Below are 26,989 nucleotides of genomic sequence, written 5' to 3' on the forward strand. Positions count from 1 at the left end.
GAAACAGCTGAGGGCGACGCTCCGGTTGGGAGTGCGGCGGCCCTCATTTCCGGGCGGTTCAGGGGTGGCGATGAGTGGCGGCGGCTGCCAGAACGTGCGTCGCCGTGGGCGTCTCGCCCCCGAGCCAGCGGCGCACGCGGCCGGCGAGAAAGGCGATGTAGGGCGGTTGGTCATTGAGGCAGGGGACGTGTTGGAAGGACTCGCCCCCGGCTTTCATGAACTCTTCACACCCTTCGCCAGCGATTTCCTCGAGCGTCTCGAGACAGTCGGCGACAAAGGCGGGCGTCATCACCACGATGCGTTTCTTGCCCTCGTGGGCGAAGCGCTCCAACTCGTGGTCGGTGTAGGGGGAAAGCCACGGCTCGCCGACAAGGCGGGATTGGAAGGAGATCGACCACTGGTCGGGGCGCAGGCCGGCACGCTTGACGAAGGCCTCGGTGGTTTTGGTGACCTGAGCCTTGTAACACATGGCGTGGGCGGCGCTGCAGGTGGAGCAACAATCGGCCACCTGCGTGCAGTGGGCGCGGGAGGCGTCACCTTTGCGCAGATGCCGCACGGGGATGCCGTGGTAGGAGAAGAGCACGTGGTCGTATGGCTTCTCCAAATACGGTGCGGAGACTTCGTGCAGCGCCGCGATGTAGTCTTCGTCCTCGTAAAAGGGTTGCACGCAGTCGATTTTGAGACCGGGCGCCACGCGGGAGGCGTCCTCGTAGACCTTCACCACCACGGTTTCCCAAGATGACATGGCGTAGTGGGGATATTGCGGGAAGAGCAGCACCTGCTCGATCCCGTCGGCGGCCATTTGGGCGAGGACCTTGGCGATGGAGGGCTTGCGGTAGCGCATCGCCAGATACACCGGCGTGTCCGGGCCGAGTTCGGCGGCGAGTTTGTCGGCCACGGCCTGCGAGGTCAGCACCAGGGGCGAGCCGTTTTCGGTCCAGATTTCCTCGTAAGCCTTGGCGGACTTCGGAGCGCGGAAGCGGCAGATGATCTGGTTGACCAGAAACCGGCGGGCCGGTCCCCAGGCGGGTTTGTCGATGACGCGTTCGTCGCCCAAGAACTCCTTCAGGTAGGTGCGCACATCCGGCACGGCGGTGGAGTCGGGCGAGCCCAGGTTTACGATGAGAACGGCGCGTTTTGGCATGGAGTGGCGCATTGATCGGAGCGTGCCTGTCGCTTGTCAACCGAGCGAGGCAGACTAGGCGGAGCAGGGGTGGCTCAGTAATTCCCGCCATCGACTTGGTGAGGAGGGAGATGCAGGTATGGGGGCCGGCCCGGCGCCCGCCGGCGCTGCGGTTGTTACCCGTATCTTTCGTGCAGGCCTTCACGAACATCAGTTTTTTTGCGTTTTTCGCCCCCTTCGAAGCAGCGATTTCCGCGGTCGTTGAGCCGGGGGGACTGGTGTCCGCTGCGCTCGTGGGACTGGTGGTCGGCGCACTGTCGGTTTGGGTGTGGTCGCGGGCTCGAGGCTTGTTTGCGCGAGAGGGAACCCACATCGCCCGAGACGCGCTGCCAATCGTGCTCAACCAGACTGATGCCCTGTTGTGGGAGGCCGACGTGGAGCGGGATAAGGACGGCGAGCTGCGTTGGTCGATTCGCATGGGTGAATCCTTGCTTTCACGACGGTTGTTTCCGCGGGTCACGGAAGAGGATTCCGACTCACACCGGGTCCGGCTTTGGCGGGAACACGCGGTGCCGGAAATGGCGGAAATGAATCGGCGCGCCGGCGATGCGATTGCGGAGGGAAAGTCCGGGTATCGCCAGGAGTTTCGCGTGTTGTCGCCCAGCGGCACCGTTTGGCTGCGCGAAGCGGTTTCGATCCAATACCTGAATGATCGGCAGATTCGTTGTGTCGGGATTGTGGTCGACATCACGGATGTGCGGGATGCCGAGCGGGCGCGGCGCGCCAGTGAACGCGCCCTGACGGAAATCCTGACGCGGGCCGATGTCTTGTTGTGGCGATCGCATGTCCGGTTGGAAGACGGGGAATATCGCTGGCTGGGCTTTGAGATGCCGCGCTCGGCTCTTTTTTCGAAGCTCTTCGGCGACCGCGAGGTGGGCACCGGGGGCAAATTGTGGAGTCGGATCGACACGCCGCAGCTGGCGGAAATGAATCAGCGCCATCGGGTCGCCCTGCGGGAAAATGCCAAAAGCTACGAGCAGGAGTTTCCGGCGATCAACGACGCCGGTCAGAAGTTTTGGCTCCAGGAGCAGGTGTCCATTCATCAGGAACGACCGGACGAGTGGCACCTGGTCGGGGTGATCACCGACATCACCGAGCGCCGCAAGGCCGAGCAGGCGGTGCGGGTTTCCGAAACCCGGTTTCGCAACGTGGTGCAACACATGCCGGTGCCGATGGTGGAGGCGGACTTCACCGCGGTGGGGGAGTGGCTCGATGAACTGCGCGCCCGGGGTGTCCAAGATTTGGATACATACCTGGCGGAAAATCCACGGGAGGTCTCGCGCGGCGCCCTGCGGGTGCGGATCACGGCGGTCAACCACACCGCCCGGGAAACCATCGGCGCGCGCGACAATCGGGAAATCCGCTGGCGCCGTCGCCTGATGGATACGCCCTCCTCGGTCGAGGCGGTGCGGCAGACGTTTTTGCAGCTTTGGGAGGGGCGCAACTTCCTGGAGCGCGAGGTGGAGCTCAAACGGTTCGACGGCGCCCCCGTCTCGACGACCATGCGTTGGTGGGTGGCGCAGAGTGAGCAGGGGCTGCATTTGAATCAGGCGATCTTGATCTTCGTCGATGTGACGGAGCTCAAGAAGGTGCAGGCGGACCTGGCCGCGCAGCGGGAGCAGCTGGTCGTCACCCTTCGCGCCATGAAGGAAGGGGTGATCGCAACCGACCTCCTTGGTCGGGTGCGTTTCATCAACCCCGCGGCGCAGGAGCTGATCGGAAAATTCGAGACGGCGGCGATCGGCCAACCCTTGCTGCGGGCCTGCGGTTTTGTTTCGGACAAGACCCTGGAGCCGCTGTCGATTCCGATCGAACAGGTGGCCGCGGGCGGCACCATTCTCGACTTGCCGGAGGATACGGCGATCGAGCGCGGCGACGGGGAAGTCCGCCTCATTGAAGGGCAGTTCGCCCCGGTGCACAACGCGGCTTCCCAGGTGACCGGCACGGTGCTGGTGTTTCGCGACATCACGGATCGCGACCGGCTGGAGAAGGAAATGGTGCGCGCGACGAGACTGGAATCGGTTGGTGTGCTCGCAGGCGGCATCGCGCACGATTTCAACAACATCCTCACCACCGTGATCGGGAATCTGTCCATCGCCCAACTCGACGCGGAGGCCGAAGGGTCACTGGCGGAGGCCGTCCGGGATGCCGAACGCGCCGCGCTGAAAGCCAAGGACCTCACCCAACAGCTGCTCACCTTCGCCAAAGGGGGCGAGCCGGTGCGCGAAGCCGTGCACCTCGAGCAGGTCCTGCGGGAAATGACGCAGTTCGCGCTGCATGGCTCGAATGTGCGGGCGGAGTTCTCCCTCGCGCCGGATCTTTGGATGGCCGACGCCGACAAGGGGCAGGTCGGTCGGGTGATCCAGAATCTGGTGCTCAATGCCGCCCAGGCCATGCCGGAGGGCGGGCGGGTGCGAGTGGAGGCGGACAACGAGACCTTGACGGCGGGGGAATCAGTCACGCTGCCGCCGGGAGACTACATTCGCATCAAGGTTGTGGATACAGGTATGGGCATCAAAGCCGATCACGTTGGTCGCATCTTTGATCCCTATTTCTCGACCAAGCAGGCCGGCAGTGGGCTCGGCCTATCGGCGGTGTATTCAATTGTGCAGAAGCACCAAGGGGACATCGACGTGGTGTCCGAGCTGGGAGTGGGCACGACGTTTACGGTCTGGCTCCCGGTGGCAAGGGGGGCGCGATCGATGCAAGAGGACGACGAGGAAATTTACGGGGTGCCGTTGCAGGGGCGGGTCCTGTTCATGGACGACGAGGAGCCGATCCGTGCCATGATCAGGAACTTGCTGCGTCGGCTGGGCCTGGAGGTTGAGACCACGGCGGATGGTGAGGAATTGATCGCGGCCTACCGCCGGGATTTGGCAAACGGCACGAAGCCGGATCTGGTCATCACCGATCTCACGGTGCCGGGCGGCATGGGGGGCAAGGCCGCGATGCAGGAGCTCTTACGAATCGATCCGCAGGTGCGCGCGATCGTGTCCAGTGGCTACTCCAGCGATCCGATCATGTCCAACTACCGGGAGCACGGTTTTTGCGGCATGGTGGCCAAGCCTTACAAGCTTCCGGAGTTGCGCCGGGTCCTGCACCAGGCGCTTGCGCCTGAGCCCGGAGGCGACGCAGGCGAGCCCTAGGCGGCGCGGGCGCGGATGCGGGAGAGCAGCTGGTCGAGGTTTTCCGGCGCGATACGATCGGTCACCACCGTGTCAGGGAATCGCCGCTCCAAGTCCAGGTGCACCCCCGTTTCAGAGCCAGGTCGCACGATGTCTTCCACGAAATCCATGCCGCCGCGGGGTTTGATCCAGTCGTAGTAGAGGTCGGCGTCGCCGGACTCGAGGACCACGTCGAGTTTAAGAAACACGTGACAGTAGAGGGTCAGGTCCCGGAAAGAGGCGAACCACGTCGGGGGACACGTCAATTGATCGCGGATGAGCAAAATCATGACGGGGGTGGGGTGAGCACGTTTTTTGCCAATAATTCATCGGAACGAATGCGGTGGGCTTGAGTTTGAGTTTTGACGCTCCCGCCCGTTCCGGCCTCGCTGGAAGGTGAATGTCCAACGCCATGACTGATGCCTCCCGCAAGCCTGTCCTCCTCGTAATTCGCGATGGTTGGGGAAAGAACCCCGACCCGGCGCAAAATGCCTCCAACGCCGTGGAGCTCGCCGCCACCCCCTGTGACGACGCGCTGCAAGCCGGTTCGCCCAAGACCTACGTGCGCGCCTCCGGGCTCGATGTCGGTTTGCCCGATGGCGTGATGGGCAACAGCGAGGTCGGCCACGAAAACATTGGCGCTGGACGCATTGTCGACCAGGAGCTCGTGCGCCTCAACAAGCTGTTTTCCGAGGGCAAACTCGCGACCAACGCGGTCTGGTCCGACATCAAGCAACGCGTCGCCGGCGGCGGTCGTCTGCATCTCATGGGCATCGTGTCCGATGCGGGCGTCCACGGCATGCTCGATCATCTCTATGGCATCCTGCAGCAGGCCAAAACCGATGGGATTGGCGAGGTGTTCATCCACGCCTTCACCGACGGTCGCGACACCCCGCCCACCAGCGGTCTCGGTTACGTGACCGAGGTCGACGCCAAGTGTGCGGAGATTGGCGTGGGCAAGATCGCCAGCGTGTGCGGCCGCTTCTGGAGCATGGACCGCGACAACCGCTGGGAACGGGTGCAGAAGGCCTACGATTTGCTCACCGGTCGTGCCGCCGTCGCCACCGCGACCACCGCGCAGCAGGCGGTGCAGCAGTATTACGACGCCCCGCTCAGCTCGAGTCAGACGGGCGACGAATTTGTCGCGCCGACCGCGATTGTCGATGCGAGCGGCGTGCCGGTCGCGACCTTCCAAAACGGCGACGCCGTGCTCTTCTACAACTATCGCGGTGATCGCCCGCGCGAGATCACCAAGGCCTTTGTGTTGGACGATTTCGACGGCTTCGATCGCGGGGAGAAACTCGATCTCTACTACGCCACGATGACCGAGTATGAGAAGGGCCTGCCGGTGCACATCGTGTCGCCGAAGCCCGAGAAGTTGAAGAACATCCTCGGCGAGGTCGTAGCCAACGCCGGCCTCAAACAGTTTCGTTGCGCCGAGACCGAGAAGAATCCGCACGTGACCTTCTTCTTCAACAACTACCGCGGCGATCCCTTCCCGGGCGAAGACCGCGCCTGCCCCTCCAGTCCCAAGGTCGCGACCTACGACCTGCAGCCGGAGATGTCGGCGACCGAAGTCACCGCCAAGTCAAAGGCGGCCATCCTGTCCGGTGAATACGGCCTTGTGGTCGTCAACTTTGCCAACCCCGACATGGTCGGCCACACCGGCGATCTGCAGGCGGTCATCAAGGCGGTGGAGGCGACCGACCGCGGTGTCGCCGAACTGCTCGAAGCCCTGAAGTCCGTCGGCGGCAAGGCGGTCATCACCGCCGATCATGGCAACTGTGAGCAGATGTGGAACCCCGACACCAACGGGCCCCACACCGCACACACCCTGAACACCGTCGAGCTCTTCGTCGTGGGCGAGGGCCTCACCAAGGACGGCACCAAGATGCGCCCGGAAGGTCGCTTGGCCGACATCGCGCCGACCGTGCTTGACCTGATGGGCTTGGACAAGCCGGCCGAGATGACCGGCGAGTCGCTCATCGCGCACTGATTCGTGTTCGGGCCCGCAGTCAGTTGCGGGCCCGAAACGGACTCGCGCGGCGAGAGACCGTGATGACGGTCTCCTCCGCGGGTCTTCCTGACCACCGCCACGCGAAAATCACGCGTTGGCGGCGTTGCCCATTCAGGAGGCGGCCGATGAATGTCGAGCGCACGAAGAGGTCGTAGGTGAGCAGGCTGAACGCGATGGTCGCGGCCGAAATCGCGGTGAGCTTGAGCGACCAGTGCCACGGCAGTTCCGCCACAGCGATCTGCAGCCACAGCACGATGGGTAGGTGGATGAGATACATCCAGTAGGACGAGTCCGCGACGTAGCGCACAACCGTTGACGAGCCTTGGATGAGGCGGGCGAATCCGCCAAGCGTCAGCATGATGAGCGACCACGCCATGAAGCCGTAGGCGAAACCGGCGGTGAGTTGCGCCCGGTGAAAGTGAGGATGCCCCGGGTCGGCCTGATAGCGGGCAAGCCACAGCGTCGCGCCGACGCTCATCACGCCGATGATGATGCGGGTCGGGGTGAGGCGGCTGAATTCGGCGAGCAGGTCGTTGCGGCGTAGCATCCAGCCAAGACCGAAGCACCCGCCGTAGACGCCGAGGACCTTCCAGTAGGGCGCGAGGCTTTGGTCAGGTGTGGCCACGCTCCACTGGCCGATGGTCCACACCACCCAGCCAGTCGGCAGGGCGAGCAAGGCGATGCCCAGCGGGTGGGTGGCGATCCAGCGAGTGAGGGCGTCGGCGACGCGGACCAACGGTGCGGAAGTCTTAAGCGCCATGCGCAGCGCCAGCACCAATACCGTCGCGAGCATCAGGTAATAAAGAAACCACAAGTGCGTGCCGGTGTAGATCGCTTCCGGCTGGGCGCGCAGCGTGAGAAACGCTTCGCGCAGACCGCCGAAGAAGTCGGCCTCCCCGCGCATGCTGGCGCCGCCGATGATCCAGCCCGACACCACCAGCGGACGCAGCAGCCACCAGCCGACCAGGAACGGCACGGCGACGCGCAGGAAACGCGTCTGCAGAAAACTGCGCAGCCCTTTGCGATGGAAGGTGAGGTGGCTGAAGAAGCCGGCGATGAGGAAGAACAGCCCCATGCGAAACGAGTGGCTCACGGTCGCGAAGGCATCGACCACGCGACTCGTGGAGACGTCCATCACCGCCCAGCCGACCCACGAAGAGAGAAAGGACAGACAGGCGTGAAAAACGATGCCGAGGAGGAGAGCGAAGGCCCGCACGGCATCGAGGTGGTCGAGCCGCGCGGGGGACGGGGGAACGGTTTTCATACGTCGGTCCTTTCAGAGGGGGGAGCGGGAACGTCGAGCGGTTCAATAGAAACCGACTTCGTCGATCTCGTAGGCGAAAGCGCTGGGCTGCATCGCCGCGGCGACGAGGCTGAGGCTGTTGATCGTCGCGGGGTTGAGTTTGGTCTGTTCCGACCAGGCGCGCTTGAGCTGGGTCCACGGGATGAGCACCTCGTGGAATTCGCCATCGGTGCTGCGGGTGATGGAGGCGGCGTGGTAGTCGTAGTTGGTGACCTCGGTGCTGTTGGCGGAGACGGAGAGGTTGCCGTTGGTGACGCGGAGGCGCAGGCGGATGCCCTGGTAGTCACTGAGATCGGCACCTTCGCCGGGACCGGCCAGCGGGAGCACGAGGCTCACGAAACCGGGTTGGCCACGGGCGGGTGCGATCTTGCCGGAGGCGGTGATCACGCCGTCGGCGATGGTGTGCTCAAGGGAGGACTTGCCGCCCATCGAATCGTCGCCGATGACGAGGCGGGGAGCGCCGATGGTGGTCGCGTCCGCGTTGTTGAAGTCGTCGACGACCGCCGGGAAAGCGGCTTCCACGAGTGTGGCGCCGGGCACCAGTGTGAGCAGACCGACCGTGAGGGTGAGGAGGGAGAGGGAGGATTTCATGATGGAGAGGAATCTGAGGATTGTGATTTTTGGCTTACACAGAGGAGTGCCCGGGGTGTCGGGTGAGGTGACAGGAAATCTGCGGTTTTTTCGCGCGGTTGGTTGCGGGAGGGGGAGGGGCCCGTTTGGGGCGGCCGATTATTGATTTGCCCCGGCCCTGCGCCGTGAGCTTACGTCAGCCCCTTTCGTCCCCGACTTTCCGACTATGAAGCGCACCCACCACTGTGCCCAGCTCACCGCCGCCGACCTTTCCGCCGATGTCTCTTTGATCGGTTGGGTCGATACCATCCGCGACCAAGGCGGCATCATCTTTGTCGACCTGCGTGACCGCAAAGGCATCACGCAGATCAAGCTCGAGCCGCACGATAATGCGCAACTGGCGGACCAGTTGAAGCACCTGAAACTGGAGTCGGTCGTCGAAATCCACGGCCAGGTTTCCCAGCGGCCGGAGGGCACCCAGAACGCCAATCTGCCCACGGGCCAGATTGAGGTCGTGGCGTCCTCCCTGGTGATCCACAACATCGCCGACACGCCGCCGTTTCCGCTCGACGACGCCGGTGGCGACAAGGTCAACGAGGACCTGCGCCTGACTTACCGCTATCTCGACCTGCGTCGCCCGCGCATGCGCCGTAATCTGGCCATGCGTCACAAGGTGACGAAGGCGATCCGCGACTATTTCGACAGCCAGGAGTTCATCGAGGTCGAGACCCCGGCGCTCTTCAAGAGCACGCCGGAAGGTGCCCGCGAATACCTCGTGCCCTCCCGTATTCACCCGGGCGAGTTCTACGCGCTCTCCCAGTCGCCGCAGCAATACAAACAGATCCTCATGGTCGCCGGTGTGGAGCGCTACTTCCAGATCGCCCGCTGCTTTCGCGACGAGGACCTGCGCGCCGACCGCCAGATGGAGTTCACCCAGGTGGACGTCGAGGCGTCCTTTGTGACCCGTGAGGACATCTACGCCCTCTTCGAGGGCATGGTCCGCAAGGTCTGGAAAGAGGCCGCCAACTACGAGCTCGAGGGCCCGATCCAGCGCATGTCCTTCCAGGAGGCGATGAACCGCTTCGGCATCGACAAGCCCGACCTGCGTTTTGGTCTGGAGCTGCTCGACTTCTCGGAAACCTTCCGCAACTCCGCCTTCAAGGTCTTCGCCGGCACGGTGCAGGGTGGGGGCGTCATCAAGGCCATAAACGCCAAGGGCCTCGCCGACATCACGCAGGGCGAACTCAAGAGCCTCGAAGACACCGCCAAGTCGCTTGGCGCCAAGGGCCTGGCCTTCATCAAGGTTGAGGCCGGCGAATGGAAGTCGCCCATCGTGAAGTTCTTCACTGACGCCGAAAAGGCTGAGCTTACCGCGAAGCTCAACATCGAGGACGGCGACATCATCTTCTTTGCCGCCGCCGAGTGGGAGCGTGCCTGCACGATCCTTGGCCGCATCCGCCTCGACAGCGCGCAACTGCTGGTCAAGCGCGGCAAACTCACCATCCGTCACGACGACTGGAAATTCCTCTGGGTGATCGACTTCCCGCTCATGTCCTACGATGAGGAGCAGGGCCGCTTTGTCGCCACCCACCATCCCTTCACCTCGCCGGTGCCGGAGGACATCCCCCTGCTCGACAGCGATCCCAAGGCCGTGCGCGGTCAGCACTACGACCTCGTGCTCAATGGCATGGAGCTGGGCGGTGGTTCGATTCGTATTCACCAGCCCGCGTTGCAGGAGAAAGTCTTCAAGGACGTGCTCAAGATTCCACAGGACGTGGTGGAGAGCCGCTTCGGCTACATGCTCAAGGCTTTCCGTTACGGTGCCCCGCCGCACGGTGGCATTGCCTTCGGCCTCGATCGCGTGTGCGCGTTGCTCTGCGGCACGACCAGCATCCGTGATGTGATCGCCTTCCCGAAGACCCAACGCGGTCAGGACCTGATGGCCCAGAGCCCGACCCCGGTCACCGCCCGCCAGCTCAAGGAGCTGCACATTCAGACCGTGGTGCCCGAAACGGAATAAGCCCTTTTCTTAACGATAATTGTTTGCGCCGACCGGAGCCCGTTTGGGCTCCGGTTTTTTTGGGCCTGCGCAACTTTGCGCGTCTGCGTGTCGGGGGACGTTCTCCTATGGGAAAACGCCGTAAAACCGCCTGACATGAAAATTTTTCAGAATTGGGAACCGTTGGCATACCCCGTGCTTTTTTGGGGTTCCGGCGGCGCTCTCGGCGCGGCCTCAGCAACGTCTACAACCACTACACGATACCCAATAAAAACTATGAAGCTACGGTCCCAGCAAATGACCAGCTGGCTGAAGATGGCAGGCATCTTCGCTGTGCTGGCCGCGCTCACGCCCCTCTTCGGCCAAGACGAGCCGCCGCCTTACGAGTCCTACGATGCATTCGCAGAGTCGGCTGGTTTCGCGCTCTTCACGGTCAACAATCTCTGGCTCCTCATCTCGGCCGCCCTGGTGTTCATCATGCACCTCGGCTTTTCGTGTGTGGAGACCGGCCTCACCCAGTCGAAGAACACGGTCAACATTCTGTTCAAGAACCTGTTCATCGTCTCCATCGGTATCCTCGGTTACGCGTTCTGGGGCTTCAACTCCATGTATCCGGGTGACTTCAATGGTTTCTTCGCCACGGGTTCCTGGTTCGGCGTCGACAATGACGACGTTACCATGATGACCGACGCCTACGCCGCCTACACCTGGTGGACCGACTTCATCTTCCAGGCCATGTTCGCTGCGACCGCCGCGACCATCGTCTCCGGTGCCGTCGCCGAGCGCGTGAAGCTCCCGGGCTTCATGCTCTACGCCACGCTTCTCGTGACCTTCTTCTACCCGATCACCGGTTCCTGGCAGTGGGGTGGTGGCTGGCTCGCCGAAAAGGGCTTCTACGACTTCGCGGGTTCCTCCCTGGTGCACGCCTTCGGTGGTTTCGCTGCTCTCGCCGCGGTGCTCGTCCTCGGTCCGCGCAACGGCAAATACCTCGCCGGTGGCAAGGTGAAGCCGATCCTCGGTCACTCCATGCCGCTCGCCGCCATCGGTGTCTTCATGCTGTGGCTCGGTTGGTATGGCTTCAACGGCGGTTCGGTGCTCAGCGCTGACCCCCGTGGCGTCTCCTACGTCTTCGTCACCACGACCCTCGCCGCTGCGATGGGTGCCGTGTCCGCCATGATCGTGAGCTGGGGCCTCCTCAAGAAGCCCGACCTCTCCATGGGCCTCAACGGTGTGCTCGCCGGCCTCGTCGGTATCACCGCCGGTGCTGACTCGGTCTCCATGAGCGGCTCCATCTGGATCGGCCTCATCGCCGGTGCCATCGTGGTGTTCTCCATCATCTTCTTCGACAAGATCAAGATCGACGATCCGGTCGGCGCCATCTCCGTGCACGGTGTGTGCGGTATCTGGGGCACCGTGGCGGTCGCGCTCTTCTCGGATGCCGCTCCGTTCGGCATTCAGCTCATCGGCACGCTCTCCGTCTCCGCCTTCGCGTTTGTCGCCTCCCTCATCCTCGCCATCCTGGTGAAGGTTACCCTCGGCCTGCGCGTCAGCGCCGACGAGGAAGCCGAGGGTCTCGACATCGGCGAGCATGGTGCGGAAGCCTACCCGGACTTCACTCCCGCCCACAAAGGCTGATGAACCTCCCGCAAAATCGGCGCGGGCCCCGGGCTTGCGCCGACCGCGCGGGAAACCTACATTAATTACGAACCCTCCATTATTTATCGTATGAAACTGATCATCGCCATCATCAAGCCGTTCAAGTTGGAAGAGGTGAAGGAAGCCCTTTCCGAAATCGGCGTCGAGGGTATGACCGTGACCGAGGTCAAAGGCTTCGGTCGCCAAAAGGGTCACACCGAAATCTACCGCGGCAGCGAATACACCGTCGACTTCCTCCCCAAGGTGAAGATCGAGATCGTGGTTCCCGACGACGTCGTGGGCAAAGCGGTCGACACCATCGTCGGCGCCGCCAAGACCGGCAAGATCGGTGACGGCAAAGTGTTCGTCGTGGGCCTCGAAGAGGCCGTGCGCATCCGCACCGACGAGCGCGGCGAGTCCGCCATCTGATCGCAGATCGCTTCGTTTAGCTTAGCACTTCCCCACGGCCGCCTCCTCGCGAGGCGGCCGTTTTTATTGCCCCGCCCTCCAGCCCGGTGGAGGGATCTTTCTCTTTCTTCTTTCTCATTATCTTTCTCTGACGGCGCATCGCGCCGCCCAGTTGGTGGCCACGAGAGCTGAGGAATTCCGGTCTGCGGGGAGAAAGAGAAAGAGAAAGATAAAGAGGAAAGAGAAAGGAGGCGCCTCGGCGGTGCCTACTCCTCCGGTAGAAGGTAGACTTCGAGCAGGACCAAACCGCTTTGACCGGCGGGCGCGGTCACCCGGGCCGAATAGGCGCCGGGCGGGAGGGTCGTGACAAGCGCGGCATCGGCGCTGGCGTTCTCCAGCGGGAAGGCGCCCACCATCTCGGCGGCCGCGCGCACGGGTTCGAACCCGCGCCAGTTGTCGTTACCCACTTCGGCCACGCCGTCGCGCACCAGAATCAGGCGCGGGTCATCAAGTGTCGTGCTCGGCGCGAGGTAGGGGTCGAGCCCCGGGCCGATCGCGCGCAGCAGAACCTTGCGCGGGGTGGCGCCGTCGATGACGAAGCCCATGGTGACATCGCTGTTGGCGCTGAGCTGGGTGCGGGCGGAGAGGTTGGTCAGGCGCGTGCGCAGGTCGGCGATGTCGGCGTCGTAGATTTCCACCAGGGCGATGCCGGGGGTGGTATCGTCGCTGCGCGGCAGGACCTGGGCCGTGAAAACATCGGAGCCAAAATCGGCACGCACCACGCTGTCGGCGCTGCCGGTGTTCAGCGCGAATGCGCCCAGCTCGCGGCCGTCGCCGCTTTGCGCGGTCCAACCGGCATTGAGGGCGAGCGGGGTTTCGGGATCGGCAAATCGGTAGACGGCGAGTTCTGTTTCGCTCACCTCGCCCGTCACACCGTGATCGCCCAGCCCGGGGCCGATACCGCGGACGACCAGCGGCTTCTTCACCGGGCCCTGCAGGACGAAACCGGCGGTGAGCACGCCATTGCCGCGGGTGGTGCGATTGCGGACGGACAGGTTCACCAGTCGGCCGGGGTTCTCCGGCACGGGGTCGACCGTGCGCCCGATGACCTCGAGGGTCGCGCGGCCGAGGTGGCGCGGGCCGTGGCGGTATTGGGGCCAGGGATACTCGGGGCCGGCGGCGGGATCGAGGCCTTCGAGGTCGAAGGCGTAGAGTTTGCCGTCACCGTTGCCGATGTAGACGCGACCATCGGCCAGCACGGGAGAGCTGCGGAACCAATTGCCGGCGGCCCAGGCCCGCAGCAGGTTGCCGTCGCGATCGAAGCGGAAGAGTTTGTTGGCGTAGCTGCCAACGATGATGGAGCCATCCTCGGCGATGGCGGGCGAACTGGCACGGGCCTGGGCTTCGATCGAGGAGCGCCAGACTTGCGTGCCATCCGTCTGATCGAGCGCGTAAAGGTAGGCGCCGTAGCTGGCGAAGTAGACGCGGCCGTCGCCGAGAGCGAGGGAGGAAGAGACGTTCTCGCCGGCTTCCGGCGTGCGGAAGATCCAGCGTTCCTGTCCGGTCGGGGTGATGGAGAAAACCGTGCCGGTGAGGGTGGAGGCGTAGAGATTCCCGTCACCGTCGAGGGCAGGGGAGGTGTAGATCTCTGACTGATCGTTGCCCCCGCTCGCGGCTTGCGGGCGGTAGATCCAACGGACCGAGCCGGAGGGGTTGAGGGCGTGAATGGCGCCGTCGTTGGCGGGGTAGTAGATGGTGCCGTCGGGACCGACGGCGGGGCCGCCGTAGCTGCCCTCGCCGCCGCTGATGGTGTAGCTCCAGCGTTGGGAACCGTCGGTGGGGTCGAGCGCGCGGAGCACACCGGCGTTCTCCTTCACGTAAATGGTGCCATCAGCGGCGATGGCGGGCGCGGCGGTGTAGCCGGTTTCACCATGCTCGACCACCCAACGAATGGAGCCGTCGGGATTGAGGGCGTAAATCGTCGGCAGGTAGAAGATGCCGAACACGATGGTGCCGTCCGGGGCGACGGCGGCGGAGCTGGAATCGGCGTGACCTTCGGTGGTCGTGCGCCATTTGAGGGTGCCGTCCGGATTGATGGCGTAGAATTCAAGGTCGGAGCTGGAGACGTAGATGGTCCCGTCCGGACCCACGGCGGGCACATTGGTGATGGTGGGGCGGCCGTAATCGAGGTCGGTGGAGGGCACGGCGGTGCTGCCGGTGACGAACTGCCACACGGCGTCGGTGAGTGAGAGGGTGATCTCGCCCTCGCTGCCGCCTACGGTGTCGAGCGCGATGTAGTAGGTTGTGTCCTCGACCGCGCGGAACTGCACCAAGGCGTTGAAGTTGGCTCCATCAATGCCCGTGTCGTTGCTGGCACCGAGACCGGTGAGGGCATTGACAGCGGTGCCGGTGTAGACCGCCAAGGTGGGATTGACGGAGGCCGAGTAGGCGCTTGCCTGCACGGTCATGTCGGCGGGGGCGGTCCATTTATACCACAGCGTGCGGCGGTCGGCGCCGGTGACATGGGTGGGCTCGCCGGATTCAACGGTGGCGCTGGCGTTGGTGGTGGTGACCAGCGGCGCGTCGCCGTCGAGTTCCTGGGCGGAGGCAAAGGCGTCGTTGGCGGCGGCCGCGGCGAGGTTGAGGGTGACGAGCCCGGCGGTGGTGCCGTCGACCGCGATGTGGTAGGTCGTGCCGGTGGTGGCGACAAAGGAGACCCGCGAGGTCAGGAATCCGGGGCTTTCGTTGTCGTTGTCGGTCACGCGGGTGAGGGTGCTGAGACTGTCGCCGGTGTAGATGGCGAGTTGGGTGTCGCCGAGGGAACCGCGGGTGTCGATCTGGACGAGGCCGGCGGTGGGCGCGGTCCAGCTCCACCAAAGGGAGCGGGTGAGGCGACCGGCATGCGCGGGTTCGCCGGCCTGGGTGGTGGCGTTGGTGCTGCTGTTGCGCACGGTGATAATTTCGCCCCGCAGCACGGCGGCGTCGGCAAAATCGTCGTTGAAAGGACGGGTGTCGGCCATGGCGAGCGCGGCGGCGACATTGAGGCGGCCGCCGGTCTGGGCTTGGCCGATGAAGGCGGGGCGGCGGGTGACGGAGCGGAGCAGGCGGTTGATGGTCGAACGGTAGTTGTCGGCCGGATACTGCGCGCGCAGGAGCGCGACGGCGCCGGTCACCATGGGCGCGGCCATGGAGGTGCCACTGGCGACGCGGGTGGCCGTGTCGTTGTCAAAACCGAGGGAGAGGATTTCGGATCCGGGCGCGAAGAGACTCACGCGGCCGGAACCGGTGTTGGAGCTGGGCGCGATGTCGTCGAGGCGGGTGGAGTTGCCCACGGAAATGATGTTGTCGACGGCGAAGTTGGCCGGGTAGGCGTTGCCGATATCGAGGTCGACGCCATCGTTGCCGGAGGCGGCCACAAAGATGATGCCGGCCGCCTGCGCGCGGCGGATGGCTTCGAGTTCGGCTTGGGAGAACTCATCGTTGCCGTAGGAGGCGTTGATCACCTGGGCACCGTGCCGGATGGCGTAGTCGATGCACTGAATGCTGTCGGAGGTGGAGCCGTTGCCGTCTTCGCCGCCGATGAAGCGCAGGGGCATGAGTTGGACGCGCCAAGCGACGCCGGCGCCGGCCACGCCGTTGTTGGCGGCGGCGCCGATGATGCCGGCAACATGGGTGCCGTGGCCGTCGCCATCGTCGTCGGTTGGGTCACCGGAGTTGTCGCGGGCGTCGATGCCGTGCACGTCATCGATGTAACCATTGCGATCGTCGTCGCGGCCGTTGCCGGGAATCTCGCCGGAGTTGGTCCAGAGGTTGGGCGCGATGTCCTGGTGGGTAAGGCGAATGCCGTCGTCGAGGACGGCGACAATCACGGAGGAGGCGTCGCTGCGGATGTCCCAAGCGGCGGTGGAATTGATGTCGGCGCCGAGCGTGCCGCCGGATTGGCCGGTATTGCGGTGATGCCATTGGGAGCCAGCAGTGAAAGCCGGGTCGGAGGGGGCGGCCTCTTGACGCTGAATGTGGTCAAACTCGATCCAGACGTAGCGGCCCGTGGCGAGAAGTTGAGTGCGGGCGGTGGCGGGGCTCATTCCGTCGGGCAGGCGGAGGACTCGCATGTCACCGAAGAGCGGATAGGTGCGATCAATCTCAAAACCGGCGGCAACTTCGGCGGTCGCCCAAGTGGTCTCGTCGAAGGTTTCGCCGGGGGCGGCGCGGGGCAGGGCGATGATTTTTTGGTTGGAGTAACCCTGGGACAGCTCGGCCGGACTGAAGCGCGTGGTGATCATGCGCGCCGGATCCGGGGCGCCGACAAGGATCGCTGAAGGGAGGACGCAAAGGAGAAGGTAGGAGCGCCACACGGCGCGAACGCGGGTAGGGGACATGGATTTGCGATAGACCGGTGGGGCGGATGGGTGTTTCCGGAAATCGTCGGCGCGTCGAAGGGGCTGAAGCTTCAGGCGAGCTGGTTCACAAAGTGTCGCAGGTTGCGTTGATGCGCGGTGATGCCCGGATCGTCCGAGGTATCCAACAAGGTGGTGAGCGCAAGTCGCAGCGCTTCGGCGTGGCGGCCCTGGTCGTGGCGCACGAGGGCGAGGTAGGCGTCGAACTCGGGTTGATCGGGAAACTGCGATTGGCCGGACTCCAGCGTCGCCGCGGCCTCGTCGAAGCGGCCGGCGGCGCGTTGGCAGGTGGCGAGGCCGATGAGGGCACCACTTTGTTCGTTGGGCGGCAGGCCCAACGCGATGGCTTGTTGGTAGTGGGGCAGGGCCTCGGCTTCGCGCCCCTCTGACTCCAGCGACCAAGCGAGTTGAAATCGGATTTCGCCCACGTTGGGGAAGCGTCGATCGAGGGCGCTCAGCTGATCAATTATGGTATCGGTTTGGCCGCCGTGGCGGGCACCGGTGACGGCGTTCAGGGCTTCAACCCAGGCCGGTTCTGGTTCGTTGTGCATACGGTTTTGGTGGGGTCCGGATCCATGAATGGAATGCCAGTATTAAATTTTGAGATGGATGCGAGAGATGCATGAAAACCACAAGTTTCGTTCAATGTATTAACCAAATAGATACAAATAAAATTCATAGTCGAATTTCTTAACTATTTGAGGTGTATGGCAAAGGAGATGCTGAGCGGATCGCGTTCCCGCCCGTGCGGGATTGAACACCATCTGACGTTCAAACGAACCAAACTACCTATGACTACTCCAGCTATGAAGAAGATCAGCACCCTTATTCTCGGTGTTGGTCTCGCTGCCGGCGCTGCCGCCGATATCGAAATCAATGACAACCTCAGCCTCTATGGTTACGTCACGGCCACGGCCAGTAACTACAACGAGGAATACACCGGTGGAGGCGACAGCGACACGGGTCTGCTCGAAGTGGACTCGATGAAGCTCCAGCTCACTGGCTCCTTTGAGAAAACAACGGGTGTGGTGAGCCTGCACGCGTTCTCCGATTACGAGCCGGTCTTCCTCGACATGTATGCGACCTACGCGATTGACGAGGCCTCCAGCCTGACCTTCGGCAAGTTCCTCAGCTACCACGGCTACGAGGCCTTCGATTGGCCGAACATGCTCCAGATCTCCTACTCCAATGATCTGGCCGGCTTCATCCCCGCCTACCACTCCGGCATCAAATACGACTACTCCAGCGATGGATTCTCTGCCGGTGTCGCCGTGCTCGATTCGGTGTATGGTCCGACTTACTACGAAGGTGACCACGATCTCGGTGAGATCGGTTTCGAGGCCTTCATCAAGTATTCCACGGAGACCAGCAACTTCTACTTCGGTATCGCCAACGACGGCGACACCGACACCACGATGTTCGACTTCTGGGCCGACACCACGATCGGTGGCACCTTGGTTGCCGCTGAATTCATGACCGCCGACGCCAATGGCGCCGATGCCTACTTCTGGTCCCTGCTCGCGATGCCTGACTTCGGCTCGTTCACCACCACCTTCCGCGTCAGCGGTGGTGAGGATGACACCGTCGCCGCCGGCGCCGAGTTCATGAAGTATACCATCTCCCCGGGTATGGCGATCACCGACAACCTCTTCTTCCTCGCGGAATACAGCTACACCGAGTTCGACAACACCGGTGTGGAGAACGCGACCTACATGGCCGCGCAGATCGTCTTCACGTTCTGATCCCTGGCTTAATCAGCCAGCCCACTTCGGGTGACGCCGGTTACAGCCCGGCGTCGCCCCTCGGTAAGCCTCAAGGGCGGAGCCTGCCGAACCCTCATGCCCCCATCCGCCCCGATTCTTCCCCCGTCTTTATTTGCTATGAAATTTTCCAAGCTTCTCGCGGCCGGTTCCCTCGCCGTGGCAACCCTCTTCACTTCCCTGCGTGCGGAAGACACCGTCAAGGTCGGTGTGCTGCACTCCCTCTCCGGCACGATGGCCATCAGCGAAACCTCGCTGCGTGACATCCTGCTCTACACCTTCGACGAGATCAACGCCAACGGCGGCGTCATGGGCAAAATGATCGAGCCCGTCGTCGTGGACGGTGCCTCCAACTGGCCGCTCTTCGCCGAAAAAGCCAAGCAACTCCTCGAGCAGGATGAATGTGCCGTGGTGTTTGGCTGCTGGACCTCGGTGTCCCGCAAGTCGGTCCTGCCGGTCTTCGAAAAGAACAACGGTCTGCTCTTCTATCCCGTGCAATACGAGGGTGAGGAAGAGAGCCAGAACGTGTTCTACACCGCCGAGGCGGTGAACCAGCAGGCGACCCCGGCGGTCGACTACCTGCTCGAGCAGGGCTACGAAAAGTTCTACCTTCTCGGCACCGACTACGTCTACCCGCAGACCACCAACCTCGTGCTGCTGGAATACCTCCTCAGCAAGGGGGTGCCGATCGAGAACATCGGCGGCGGCTTCCGCAAGGATGAGTCCGGCAAGATCATCTCCGCCGGTAAATACACCGGCTTCGGTCACACCGACTACCAGCAGATCATTGCCGAGATCAAACAGTTCGCCGCCGGTGGTGACGCCGCGGTGATCAGCACGCTCAACGGCGATACCAACGTGCCGTTCTTCAAGGAATACGCCGCCGCCGGTCTCTCGGCCGAGACCTGCCCGGTTGTCTCCTTCTCCATCTCCGAGGACGAGTTCCGCGGCCTGCCGGCCGACCAGCTCGTCGGTCAGCTCGGTTGCTGGACCTACTTCCAGTCGATCGAAAGCGAGGCCAACGAGAAGTTCGTCGCCAGCTTCATGGACTGGCTGAAGCAGAGCAACGTCCCCGGCATCGTGAAGGAAGGCCGCGTGACCTGCTCCCCGATGGTGCTCTCCTACAACGGGGTTTACCTCTGGAAGGCCGCCGTCGAAAAGGCCGGCTCCTTCGAGGTCGACGCCGTGCGCGAAGCGCTCAAGAGCGGCATTTCCTTTGATGGTCCCGGTGGCACCGTGACCACCCAGCCGAACATGCATCTCACCAAGAACGTGTTCATCGGCGAGACCAAGGCCAACGGCCAGTTCGAGATCCTCGAATCCTACGAGGACGTCTACGGCGAGCCCTGGCTCAAGGGTAAGTTCAAATAACACGCCCAAAGATTTTACGGACGATTTCCAGCAGTTTTCGCCCGTAATACTGTAGTTGGTGGGGTGGGTCGTTCGCGGTCCACCCCACTTTCGTGATTGGCATGGTTTCAGCATAGCCCCCGACCCGAATGAAATTCATTCACGCATTGCCCCGGCTGTTTCTTTTTGCGCTCTGCGCGCTCGCCGCCCGAGCGCAGACCGATGACCTCGCTGCCCGCGAACTGGTGGCCCGCGCGATGCTGGCCAACAATGACCGCGAAAAACGTGAGGTGATCGCGGAAATGGTCGGTCGCGGCGAACCCATCCTCGCCGAGTTGCTCGAGGCGTGGAAGCTGGACGAACTGTTTATCTACGCCGGCGCGGACGGCGAACGGGTGGCCGTGCGGGTGGTTGGCGGCCGCGACGCGTTTGAGTCCGCCCAACCGTATTTGATTGTTGGTGACACGCCGCTGCTCGATGCCGCCGGCCAGGTGGTGGTGCCGAGCAATGACAACCTGGAGCGCGTGCGGCACAACAACCGCCTGCGCCGGGCCATGAAGGAGGTGCTGGATCTGATCGACCTCGGCTCCCCCGATCCGGCGGTGCGCATTCAGGCGATTCAGACGATCGGTCTTTCCGGCGATGAGGAGAAAGTGCCCGTGCTGGAACGGTTGCTAGCGGGCGAACCTGATTCTGGCGTGCAACGCGAGGTGCGACTTGCCTTGGCGTTGCTCCGGTTGCGGAGCGCCGACGCCGCGGTGAAGTTGGAGGCCGTGCGCAACCTGGAGGAGCTGCACAGTCTTTCGAGCTACGACGCCCTCGAGGGCGTGCTCTCGCAGGCTCAGGCGGAGGGTGACAAGGCCTTGGCCACGGCCGCCCAGCAGGCCTTGCGGGCCGTCGACCAACACCGCTCGGTGGTCGACTTCGTCGGCACGATTTTTCGCGGACTCAGCCTCGGCAGCATCCTGCTGGTGGTCGCGCTGGGTCTCGCCATCACCTTTGGCCTCATGGGCGTGATCAACATGGCCCATGGCGAGATGATCGCGGTCGGTGCCTACACCACCTACGTGGTGCAAAACATCTTCGGCGCGGGCATGGTGATTCCCGCGTTTGGCCTGAGTATCGGCGTGCCGGGCATGAACCTGGAAGGCTGGGCCTACCAACTCTATTTTGTGGCGGCGCTACCGCTAAGTTTTCTGGCTGCGGCGCTGGTGGGCATCGGGCTCGAGCGCAGCGTGATTCAATTCCTGTATCGACGTCCGCTGGAGAGCCTGCTCGCCACCTGGGGCGTTTCGCTGGTGCTGCAACAGACCTTCCGGCTCATGTTTGGCGCCAACAATGTGCAGGTCTCCAGTCCCGATTACCTCAGCGGTAACTGGACTATCGCCGACATCGTGTTCGGTTGGAACCGTGTCTTCGTGATCGGCTTTGCCGTTCTCATCGTCTTCGGAGTCTGGCTCGCGCTCAACCGCACCTCCCTCGGCTTGCTGATCCGCGCGGTGATGCAGAACCGCGCCATGGCTTCGCACATGGGCGTGCGCACGACCCGGGTCAACATGCTCACCTTCGGCCTCGGCAGCGGGCTCGCCGGCTTGGCCGGTGCCTTCCTGAGTCAGATCGGCAACGTGGGCCCGTCACTCGGTCAGTCCTACATCGTCGACTCCTTCATGGTCGTGGTGGTTGGCGGGGTGGGGAACATCGTCGGCACCGTCATCAGTGCCTTCGGTATCGGTGGCATCGACCAAGTCTTGCAGCAGTATCTGCCCACCTGGGCTCCGGGCTTGGGTTGGGTGCCGCTGGTTGGGTCTTTCCTTCAAAACCTGGCGCAGGATTCGTCCGTATTCGGCAAGATCCTGGTGCTGGTGCTTATCATTCTTTTCCTGCAGTGGCGCCCGGCCGGGATCTTCGCCACGCGCGGTCGGCAACTCGAGGACTGAGCCATGATTCCCGCCCCCGACAACTCCCGCCTGAAGGCCGAACTCATCGTCGCCGGTGTCCTTGTCTTTGTGATGCTGGTGGTCTTCCCGCTGCTCAATGCGCAAGGGGTGATCAGCAACTTCACGATCAACCTTTGGGGCAAATACCTTTGCTACGCCCTGCTCGCGATTTCGGTCGACCTGCTGTGGGGTTACACGGGCCTGCTGAGCCTGGGGCAGGCGCTCTTCTTTTCCCTCGGGGGTTACATGCACGGCATGTATCTCATGCGTATGATCGGTGATCTGGGGCAATACCAGCAGCCCATCCCGGACTTTCTCGTTTTTCTCGGTTGGAAGGAGCTGCCGAGTTTCTGGGAGCCCTTCGACAGCTTCCCCTTCGCCTTCGCCATGGTCCTGTTGGTGCCGGGTATCGTGGCCTACATCTTCGGTTACCTTGCGTTCCGTTCGCGCATCAAGGGGGTGTATTTTTCCATCCTCACCCAGGCGCTGACCTATGCGGCCTCGATCATGTTTTTCCGCAACAACCTGCTGATGGGCGGCAACAACGGGTTCACGGATTTTAAGTTCATTCTCGGCTTCGATCTGCTCACCGCCTCGACGCAGCGCGGCCTCTACATCGCGACCGGCGTGGTGCTCGTGCTGGTCTACGCCGGGTGTCGTTTGTTGAGCCGCACCAAGTTCGGCCTGGTGCAACAGGCGATTCGCGACGGCGAGAATCGGGTGCTCTTCAGCGGCTACGCCGCGGCGCATTTCAAATTGTTCGTCTTTGTCCTGGCGGCGCTGATCGCGAGTGTGGCCGGCGCGCTCTACGTGCCCCAGGTGGGCATCATCAACCCCAGTGAGATGATCCCGGAGAAGTCGCTTGAGGCCGTGGTCTGGGTGGCCGTCGGCGGTCGCGGCACCTTGCTCGGCCCCATTCTCGGAGCGGTTTCCATCAACATGCTCAAGAGCTGGGCGACCCGGGCTTATCCCGACTCCTGGCTGCTGCTGCTGGGCGGCCTGTTCATCATCGTGGTGCTCTTTCTGCCCGGCGGTTTGGTCAGTCTGCCGGAACGTCTCAAGCCCGTCTGGCTCTGGCTGCGCAGCCTGCTGCCGGAGAAAAAACCCGCTGCCGAACAAGGCTGATCCGCCGCCCGCGCTCCTTCGCTGCCATGCCGCATCCGATTCTCAACGTCGAAGACGTCTCCAAAAGCTACGATGGCTTCAAGGCGATCACCGACCTCAATTTTTACCTCTTCAAAGGTGAACTGCGCACGATCATCGGCCCCAATGGCGCCGGTAAATCGACCTTTTTCGACCTGATCACCGGTCGCGCAAAACCCGACAAGGGTAAGATCGAATTTGGCGAAAACGACCTCACCGGCCTTAACGAGTATCAGATCAACCGACTCGGCATCGGCCGCAAGTTTCAGACCCCCAGTGTCTATTCGAACCACACGGTCTGGGAGAACCTGCTGCTTTCCCTGCAGGGCACGCGCGGCGTCTTTGCTTCCTTGGTCTTCCGCCTGAGCTCCACCCAGTCCGACCGTCTCGACGAGTTGCTCAAACTTATCCGCCTCGATGCCAAGCGCGACTGGAAGGCGGGCGCGTTGGCTCACGGTGAGAAGCAGTGGCTGGAGATCGGCATGCTGCTCGCCTCGGACCCGCAGGTGCTGCTCATCGACGAGCCGGCGGCGGGCATGACCGACGAAGAAACCCATCGCACCGGTGAGCTGCTGCTCTCCCTCGCGGGCAAACACAGCCTCGTGGTGGTCGAGCATGACATGACTTTTGTGAAGCAAATCGCGCGGGATTCCGATGTCACCGTCCTGCACCAGGGCACCGTGCTCTTTGAGGGCAAGTTCGACGAAGTGCAGGCCAACCAAAAGGTCCGCGAGGTCTACCTCGGGCGCGGCAAACACGATTGAGGGAGCGACGTATGGAATCCACGAATACGCCTGTCCTGCAAATCACCGCGCTGGAAACCGACATCGGCGGTTCCCGCATTCTGCGCGGCTTCGAACTGGCGGTGAATGCCGGCGAAGTGGTCGCGCTGATGGGGCGCAATGGGGTGGGGAAAACCACCACCTTGCGCTCGATCACCGGGGCGCTGCCGGTGCGCGCCGGTTCGATCGAACTGGCGGGTCAACCCATCCACAAACTTGCGGCCGACCAACGGGCCCGGCTCGGCATCGGTTACGTGCCGCAGGGGCGGGACATCTTCCCCCATCTCACGGTGGAGGAGAACCTGCGCGTCGGTCTGGTCGTGCATGGCATCAAGGGCAAACAGGCGGCCCGGGCGCAGGATCGTGTTTTCGAACTCTTTCCGGTGCTCAAGGAGATGCTCAGCCGCAAAGGCGGCGTCCTGTCCGGCGGCCAGCAGCAACAACTCGCGATCGGCCGCGCGCTGCTTACCGAACCCAAACTCCTCATCCTCGACGAGCCCACGGAGGGAATTCAGCCCTCCATCATCGACCAGATTGGTGACACGCTGAAGAAGCTGAAGGTCAACCCCGTGCCAGAGGAGGAAGTCACCGCGCCCGGGCGCAAGGAGGCCGCGGAAATCATGGCGGCGGTGCAGAAGCTCCACGAAGAAAAGGCCCTCGCGATTCTGCTGGTGGAGCAATACGTCGATTTCTGCCGCGAGGTCGCGGATCGCTTTTACGCTATGGATCGCGGCACCATCACCGCCTCGGGCGCGATTGCCGAGTTGACCGACGAAGTCGTCGCCACCCATCTCCAAGTTTAGTTCGTATTCTTAATGCACCTTACCCCGCGCGAAATTGAAAAGCTCATGGTCGTGACCGCGGCCGACCTCGCCCGGCGCCGCCAGGCGCGGGGGCTCAAGCTCAACTACCCTGAAGCCGTGGCGATCATCACCTACGAGATCATCGAAGGTGCCCGCGACGGAAAATCCGTCGCCGAGCTCATGAGCTTCGGCACCACCATTCTGAAGGTAGACGACGTCATGGAGGGCATCGCCGACATGATCCATGAGGTGCAGGTCGAAGCCACCTTCCCCGACGGCACCAAACTCGTCACCGTGCACAACCCCATCCGTTGAAGGCTGCCCCATGATCCCCGGAGAAATCATCCCCGCCAACGCGCCTGATCTCGAAGCCAACCCCGGCCTGGAGACGATCTCGGTCGAGGTCGTGAACACCGGCGATCGCCCCGTGCAGGTTGGTTCGCATTTTCACTTCTACGAAGCCAACGACGAACTCGATTTCGACCGTGCGGCCGCCCGTGGCTTCCGCCTCAACATCCCCGCCGGCACCGCCGTGCGTTTTGAGGCGGGCGACACCAAACGGGTCGAACTCGTCGCCCTCGCCGGCACCCGCGAAGTCTACGGCCTCAACGCCAAAATCAACGGACCTTTATAGGCGCAGTTTTTCAACCACGGATGAACACAGATGAACACAGATCGGAAAGTCACGGAATCAATCCGTGTCCATCCGTGTTCATCCGTGGTTTAAAAACCATTTCTCCAGGATTCCCGCCATGTCCCTAAAATTCACTCGCCGCCAATACGCTGAAATGTTCGGGCCCACCGTGGGCGATCAGGTTCGGCTCGCAGATACGGAACTGTTCATCGAGGTCGAACGTGACCTCATCGCCGAAGCGGCGGGTTATGGCAACGAGGTCAAATTTGGCGGCGGCAAGGTCATTCGCGATGGCATGGGTCAGTCGTCCACGGCCTGCGACGCCGACTCGCTCGATCTGGTCATCACCAATGCGACGATTCTCGATCCGGTGCTCGGCGTGATCAAAGCCGACATCGGGGTGAAACACGGCGTCATCGTCGGCATCGGCCACGCCGGCAATCCCGGGATTCAAAGCGGCATCGGTTCCGTGTTTGCCGATCCGAAGACCGGCAAGAAGGATCCGATGATCGTGGGCGCGGGCACTGAGGCGCTGGCCGCCGAGGGCTGCATTGTCACCGCCGGTGGCATCGACTCGCACATCCACTTCATCTGCCCGCAGCAGATCAACGAAGCCATCAGCTCCGGCCTCACCACCATGTTGGGCGGCGGCACCGGCCCTGCGCACGGCACGCTGGCGACGACGTGCACGCCGGGAGCCTGGAACATTCACCGCATGCTCGAAGCCGCCGAGGCTTACCCGATCAACCTTGGCTTCCTCGGCAAGGGTAACTGCTCGACGCCGGAGCCCCTGCGCGAACAGGTCCGGGCCGGCGCCCTCGGTCTCAAGCTCCACGAAGACTGGGGCACGACCCCGGCCGCCATCGACACCTGCCTGGGGGTGGCGGAGGAGTTCGATGTGCAGGTGGCGATTCACACCGATACCCTCAACGAAGCCGGCTTCGTCGAATCGACCCTCGGCGCCTTCAAGGGACGCGCCATCCACACTTACCACTCGGAAGGCGCGGGTGGGGGGCATGCTCCGGACATCATCCGTGTCTGCGGTGAACCCAACGTGTTGCCGTCGTCGACCAATCCGACGCGTCCGTTCACGGTGAACACCATCGATGAGCACCTCGACATGCTCATGGTCTGCCATCACCTCGACTCCAAGATCCCCGAAGACGTCGCTTTCGCCGAATCGCGCATTCGTCCCGAAACGATCGCGGCGGAGGATCGGCTGCACGACCTCGGTGCGATCTCCATGATGTCGTCCGACTCCCAGGCCATGGGTCGCATTGGCGAGGTCATCTGCCGCACTTGGCAAACCGCGCACAAGATGAAGCTGCAGTTCGGCAAACTCACCGGGCCGAAGCACGCCGCCGCCGACAACTTTCGCGTCCTGCGCTACCTGGCCAAATACACCATCAATCCTGCGATCACCCACGGTATGGGACACATCATCGGCTCGATCGGGATCGGGAAGCTCGCCGACCTTGCCGTCTTCAAGCCGGCTTTCTTTGGCGTGAAACCGGAGCTCGTGCTCAAGGGCGGCTTCATTGCGTGGGCCAACATGGGCGATCCGAATGCTTCGATCCCTACGCCGCAACCGACGTTTTATCGACCCATGTGGGGCGCGGCCGGCAAGGCGCTCGGCAGCACCTGCCTGACTTTTGTGAGCCAGGCTTCGATGGACGAAGCCAACGGCCCCGGTTCGTTGGGCCTTTCACGCCGGATCGAACCGGTGCTCAAATGCCGCGCGATCGGTAAAGCCGACATGGTGCTCAACGACGCCATGCCGAAGATCGAAGTCGATCCGGAGACCTACACGGTGAAGGCCGACGGGGAGCATCTCACCTGCGAACCCGCGACCGTGCTGCCGCTCGCGCAGCGTTACTTTTTGTTCTGAGCAACGCGTTCTGCGT

At 63.0% G+C, this 26,989-nt stretch carries 20 protein-coding genes; 14 read left to right on the forward strand and 6 right to left on the reverse strand.

Features of this window, described 5'->3' with window-relative positions:
* Positions 1-58: 58 nt before the first annotated feature.
* Positions 59-1,144 (reverse strand): ferrochelatase, encoded by a 1,086-nt coding sequence (hemH, locus tag AC0MRV_RS06440; protein ID WP_472763617.1) that lies wholly within the window; start codon positions 1,142-1,144, stop codon positions 59-61.
* Positions 1,145-1,314: 170 nt separating this feature from the next.
* On the opposite strand from hemH, the gene AC0MRV_RS06445 reads away from it, so the two are divergent.
* On the forward strand, positions 1,315-4,329 hold the full coding sequence (locus AC0MRV_RS06445; RefSeq protein ID WP_472763618.1) for a PAS domain-containing hybrid sensor histidine kinase/response regulator: 3,015 nt from the start codon (positions 1,315-1,317) through the stop codon (positions 4,327-4,329).
* Here the strand turns inward: AC0MRV_RS06445 and AC0MRV_RS06450 are convergent.
* Entirely contained in the window at positions 4,326-4,637 is a 312-nt protein-coding gene (locus AC0MRV_RS06450; protein ID WP_472763619.1) for a hypothetical protein, read from the reverse strand. The genes AC0MRV_RS06445 and AC0MRV_RS06450 overlap by 4 nt on opposite strands.
* A 122-nt stretch (positions 4,638-4,759) precedes the next feature.
* Here AC0MRV_RS06450 and gpmI point away from each other — a divergent pair, with 122 nt between their 5' ends.
* Positions 4,760-6,343, forward strand: a complete 1,584-nt coding sequence (gpmI, locus tag AC0MRV_RS06455) for a 2,3-bisphosphoglycerate-independent phosphoglycerate mutase (protein WP_472763620.1) — start codon at positions 4,760-4,762, stop codon at positions 6,341-6,343.
* Between the two features lie 19 nt (positions 6,344-6,362).
* Here the strand turns inward: gpmI and AC0MRV_RS06460 are convergent, their stop codons facing one another.
* On the reverse strand, positions 6,363-7,628 hold the full coding sequence (locus tag AC0MRV_RS06460; protein WP_472763621.1) for an acyltransferase family protein: 1,266 nt from the start codon (positions 7,626-7,628) through the stop codon (positions 6,363-6,365).
* 42 nt (positions 7,629-7,670) lie between these two features.
* Positions 7,671-8,258 carry a CIA30 family protein gene (locus AC0MRV_RS06465; protein ID WP_472763622.1) on the reverse strand — a complete coding sequence of 196 codons (588 nt, stop codon included), beginning with the start codon at positions 8,256-8,258 and terminating at the stop codon, positions 7,671-7,673.
* A gap of 205 nt (positions 8,259-8,463) precedes the next feature.
* Here AC0MRV_RS06465 and aspS point away from each other — a divergent pair, with 205 nt between their 5' ends.
* From aspS to AC0MRV_RS06480, 3 genes are all read left to right on the forward strand, one after another.
* On the forward strand, positions 8,464-10,257 hold the full coding sequence (gene aspS, locus AC0MRV_RS06470; RefSeq protein WP_472763623.1) for an aspartate--tRNA ligase: 1,794 nt from the start codon (positions 8,464-8,466) through the stop codon (positions 10,255-10,257).
* 255 nt (positions 10,258-10,512) lie between these two features.
* A complete protein-coding gene (locus AC0MRV_RS06475) occupies positions 10,513-11,871 on the forward strand; it encodes an ammonium transporter (protein ID WP_472763624.1) in 1,359 nt (452 codons plus the stop codon).
* A 90-nt stretch (positions 11,872-11,961) separates the two neighbouring features.
* On the forward strand, positions 11,962-12,300 hold the full coding sequence (locus AC0MRV_RS06480; RefSeq protein ID WP_472763625.1) for a P-II family nitrogen regulator: 339 nt from the start codon (positions 11,962-11,964) through the stop codon (positions 12,298-12,300).
* A gap of 245 nt (positions 12,301-12,545) precedes the next feature.
* Here the strand turns inward: AC0MRV_RS06480 and AC0MRV_RS06485 are convergent, their stop codons facing one another.
* Together AC0MRV_RS06485 and AC0MRV_RS06490 are read right to left on the reverse strand one after the other, a co-directional pair.
* The gene (locus tag AC0MRV_RS06485; RefSeq protein ID WP_472763626.1) at positions 12,546-16,658 is read right to left on the reverse strand and encodes a S8 family serine peptidase; all 4,113 of its coding nucleotides are present in this window, start codon (positions 16,656-16,658) and stop codon (positions 12,546-12,548) included.
* A 71-nt stretch (positions 16,659-16,729) separates the two neighbouring features.
* Positions 16,730-17,227 (reverse strand): tetratricopeptide repeat protein, encoded by a 498-nt coding sequence (locus AC0MRV_RS06490; RefSeq protein WP_472763627.1) that lies wholly within the window; start codon positions 17,225-17,227, stop codon positions 16,730-16,732.
* Between the two features lie 255 nt (positions 17,228-17,482).
* On the opposite strand from AC0MRV_RS06490, the gene AC0MRV_RS06495 reads away from it, so the two are divergent.
* From AC0MRV_RS06495 to ureC, 9 genes are all read left to right on the forward strand, one after another.
* Entirely contained in the window at positions 17,483-18,418 is a 936-nt protein-coding gene (locus tag AC0MRV_RS06495; protein ID WP_472763628.1) for a porin family protein, read from the forward strand.
* Positions 18,419-18,556: 138 nt separating this feature from the next.
* Entirely contained in the window at positions 18,557-19,807 is a 1,251-nt protein-coding gene (locus AC0MRV_RS06500; RefSeq protein WP_472763629.1) for a transporter substrate-binding protein, read from the forward strand.
* A gap of 128 nt (positions 19,808-19,935) precedes the next feature.
* Positions 19,936-21,723, forward strand: coding sequence for an urea ABC transporter permease subunit UrtB (gene urtB, locus AC0MRV_RS06505; RefSeq protein WP_472763630.1), 1,788 nt, complete (start codon positions 19,936-19,938; stop codon positions 21,721-21,723).
* 3 nt (positions 21,724-21,726) lie between these two features.
* Positions 21,727-22,848 carry an urea ABC transporter permease subunit UrtC gene (gene urtC, locus AC0MRV_RS06510; protein WP_472763631.1) on the forward strand — a complete coding sequence of 374 codons (1,122 nt, stop codon included), beginning with the start codon at positions 21,727-21,729 and terminating at the stop codon, positions 22,846-22,848.
* 26 nt (positions 22,849-22,874) lie between these two features.
* Positions 22,875-23,630: an urea ABC transporter ATP-binding protein UrtD gene (gene urtD, locus AC0MRV_RS06515; protein WP_472763632.1), complete on the forward strand. Its 756-nt coding sequence runs from the start codon at positions 22,875-22,877 to the stop codon at positions 23,628-23,630.
* 11 nt (positions 23,631-23,641) lie between these two features.
* Positions 23,642-24,451 (forward strand): ATP-binding cassette domain-containing protein, encoded by an 810-nt coding sequence (locus AC0MRV_RS06520; protein WP_472763633.1) that lies wholly within the window; start codon positions 23,642-23,644, stop codon positions 24,449-24,451.
* Positions 24,452-24,463: 12 nt separating this feature from the next.
* A complete protein-coding gene (locus AC0MRV_RS06525) occupies positions 24,464-24,766 on the forward strand; it encodes an urease subunit gamma (protein ID WP_472763634.1) in 303 nt (100 codons plus the stop codon).
* Positions 24,767-24,776: 10 nt separating this feature from the next.
* On the forward strand, positions 24,777-25,085 hold the full coding sequence (locus AC0MRV_RS06530; protein WP_472763635.1) for an urease subunit beta: 309 nt from the start codon (positions 24,777-24,779) through the stop codon (positions 25,083-25,085).
* A 118-nt stretch (positions 25,086-25,203) separates the two neighbouring features.
* Positions 25,204-26,973: an urease subunit alpha gene (ureC, locus tag AC0MRV_RS06535; protein WP_472763636.1), complete on the forward strand. Its 1,770-nt coding sequence runs from the start codon at positions 25,204-25,206 to the stop codon at positions 26,971-26,973.
* Positions 26,974-26,989 lie beyond the last annotated feature (16 nt).

Origin of the sequence: Actomonas spartinae (assembly GCF_051209155.1) — a bacterium.
In the GTDB taxonomy this organism is placed as follows: domain Bacteria; phylum Verrucomicrobiota; class Verrucomicrobiia; order Opitutales; family Opitutaceae; genus Actomonas.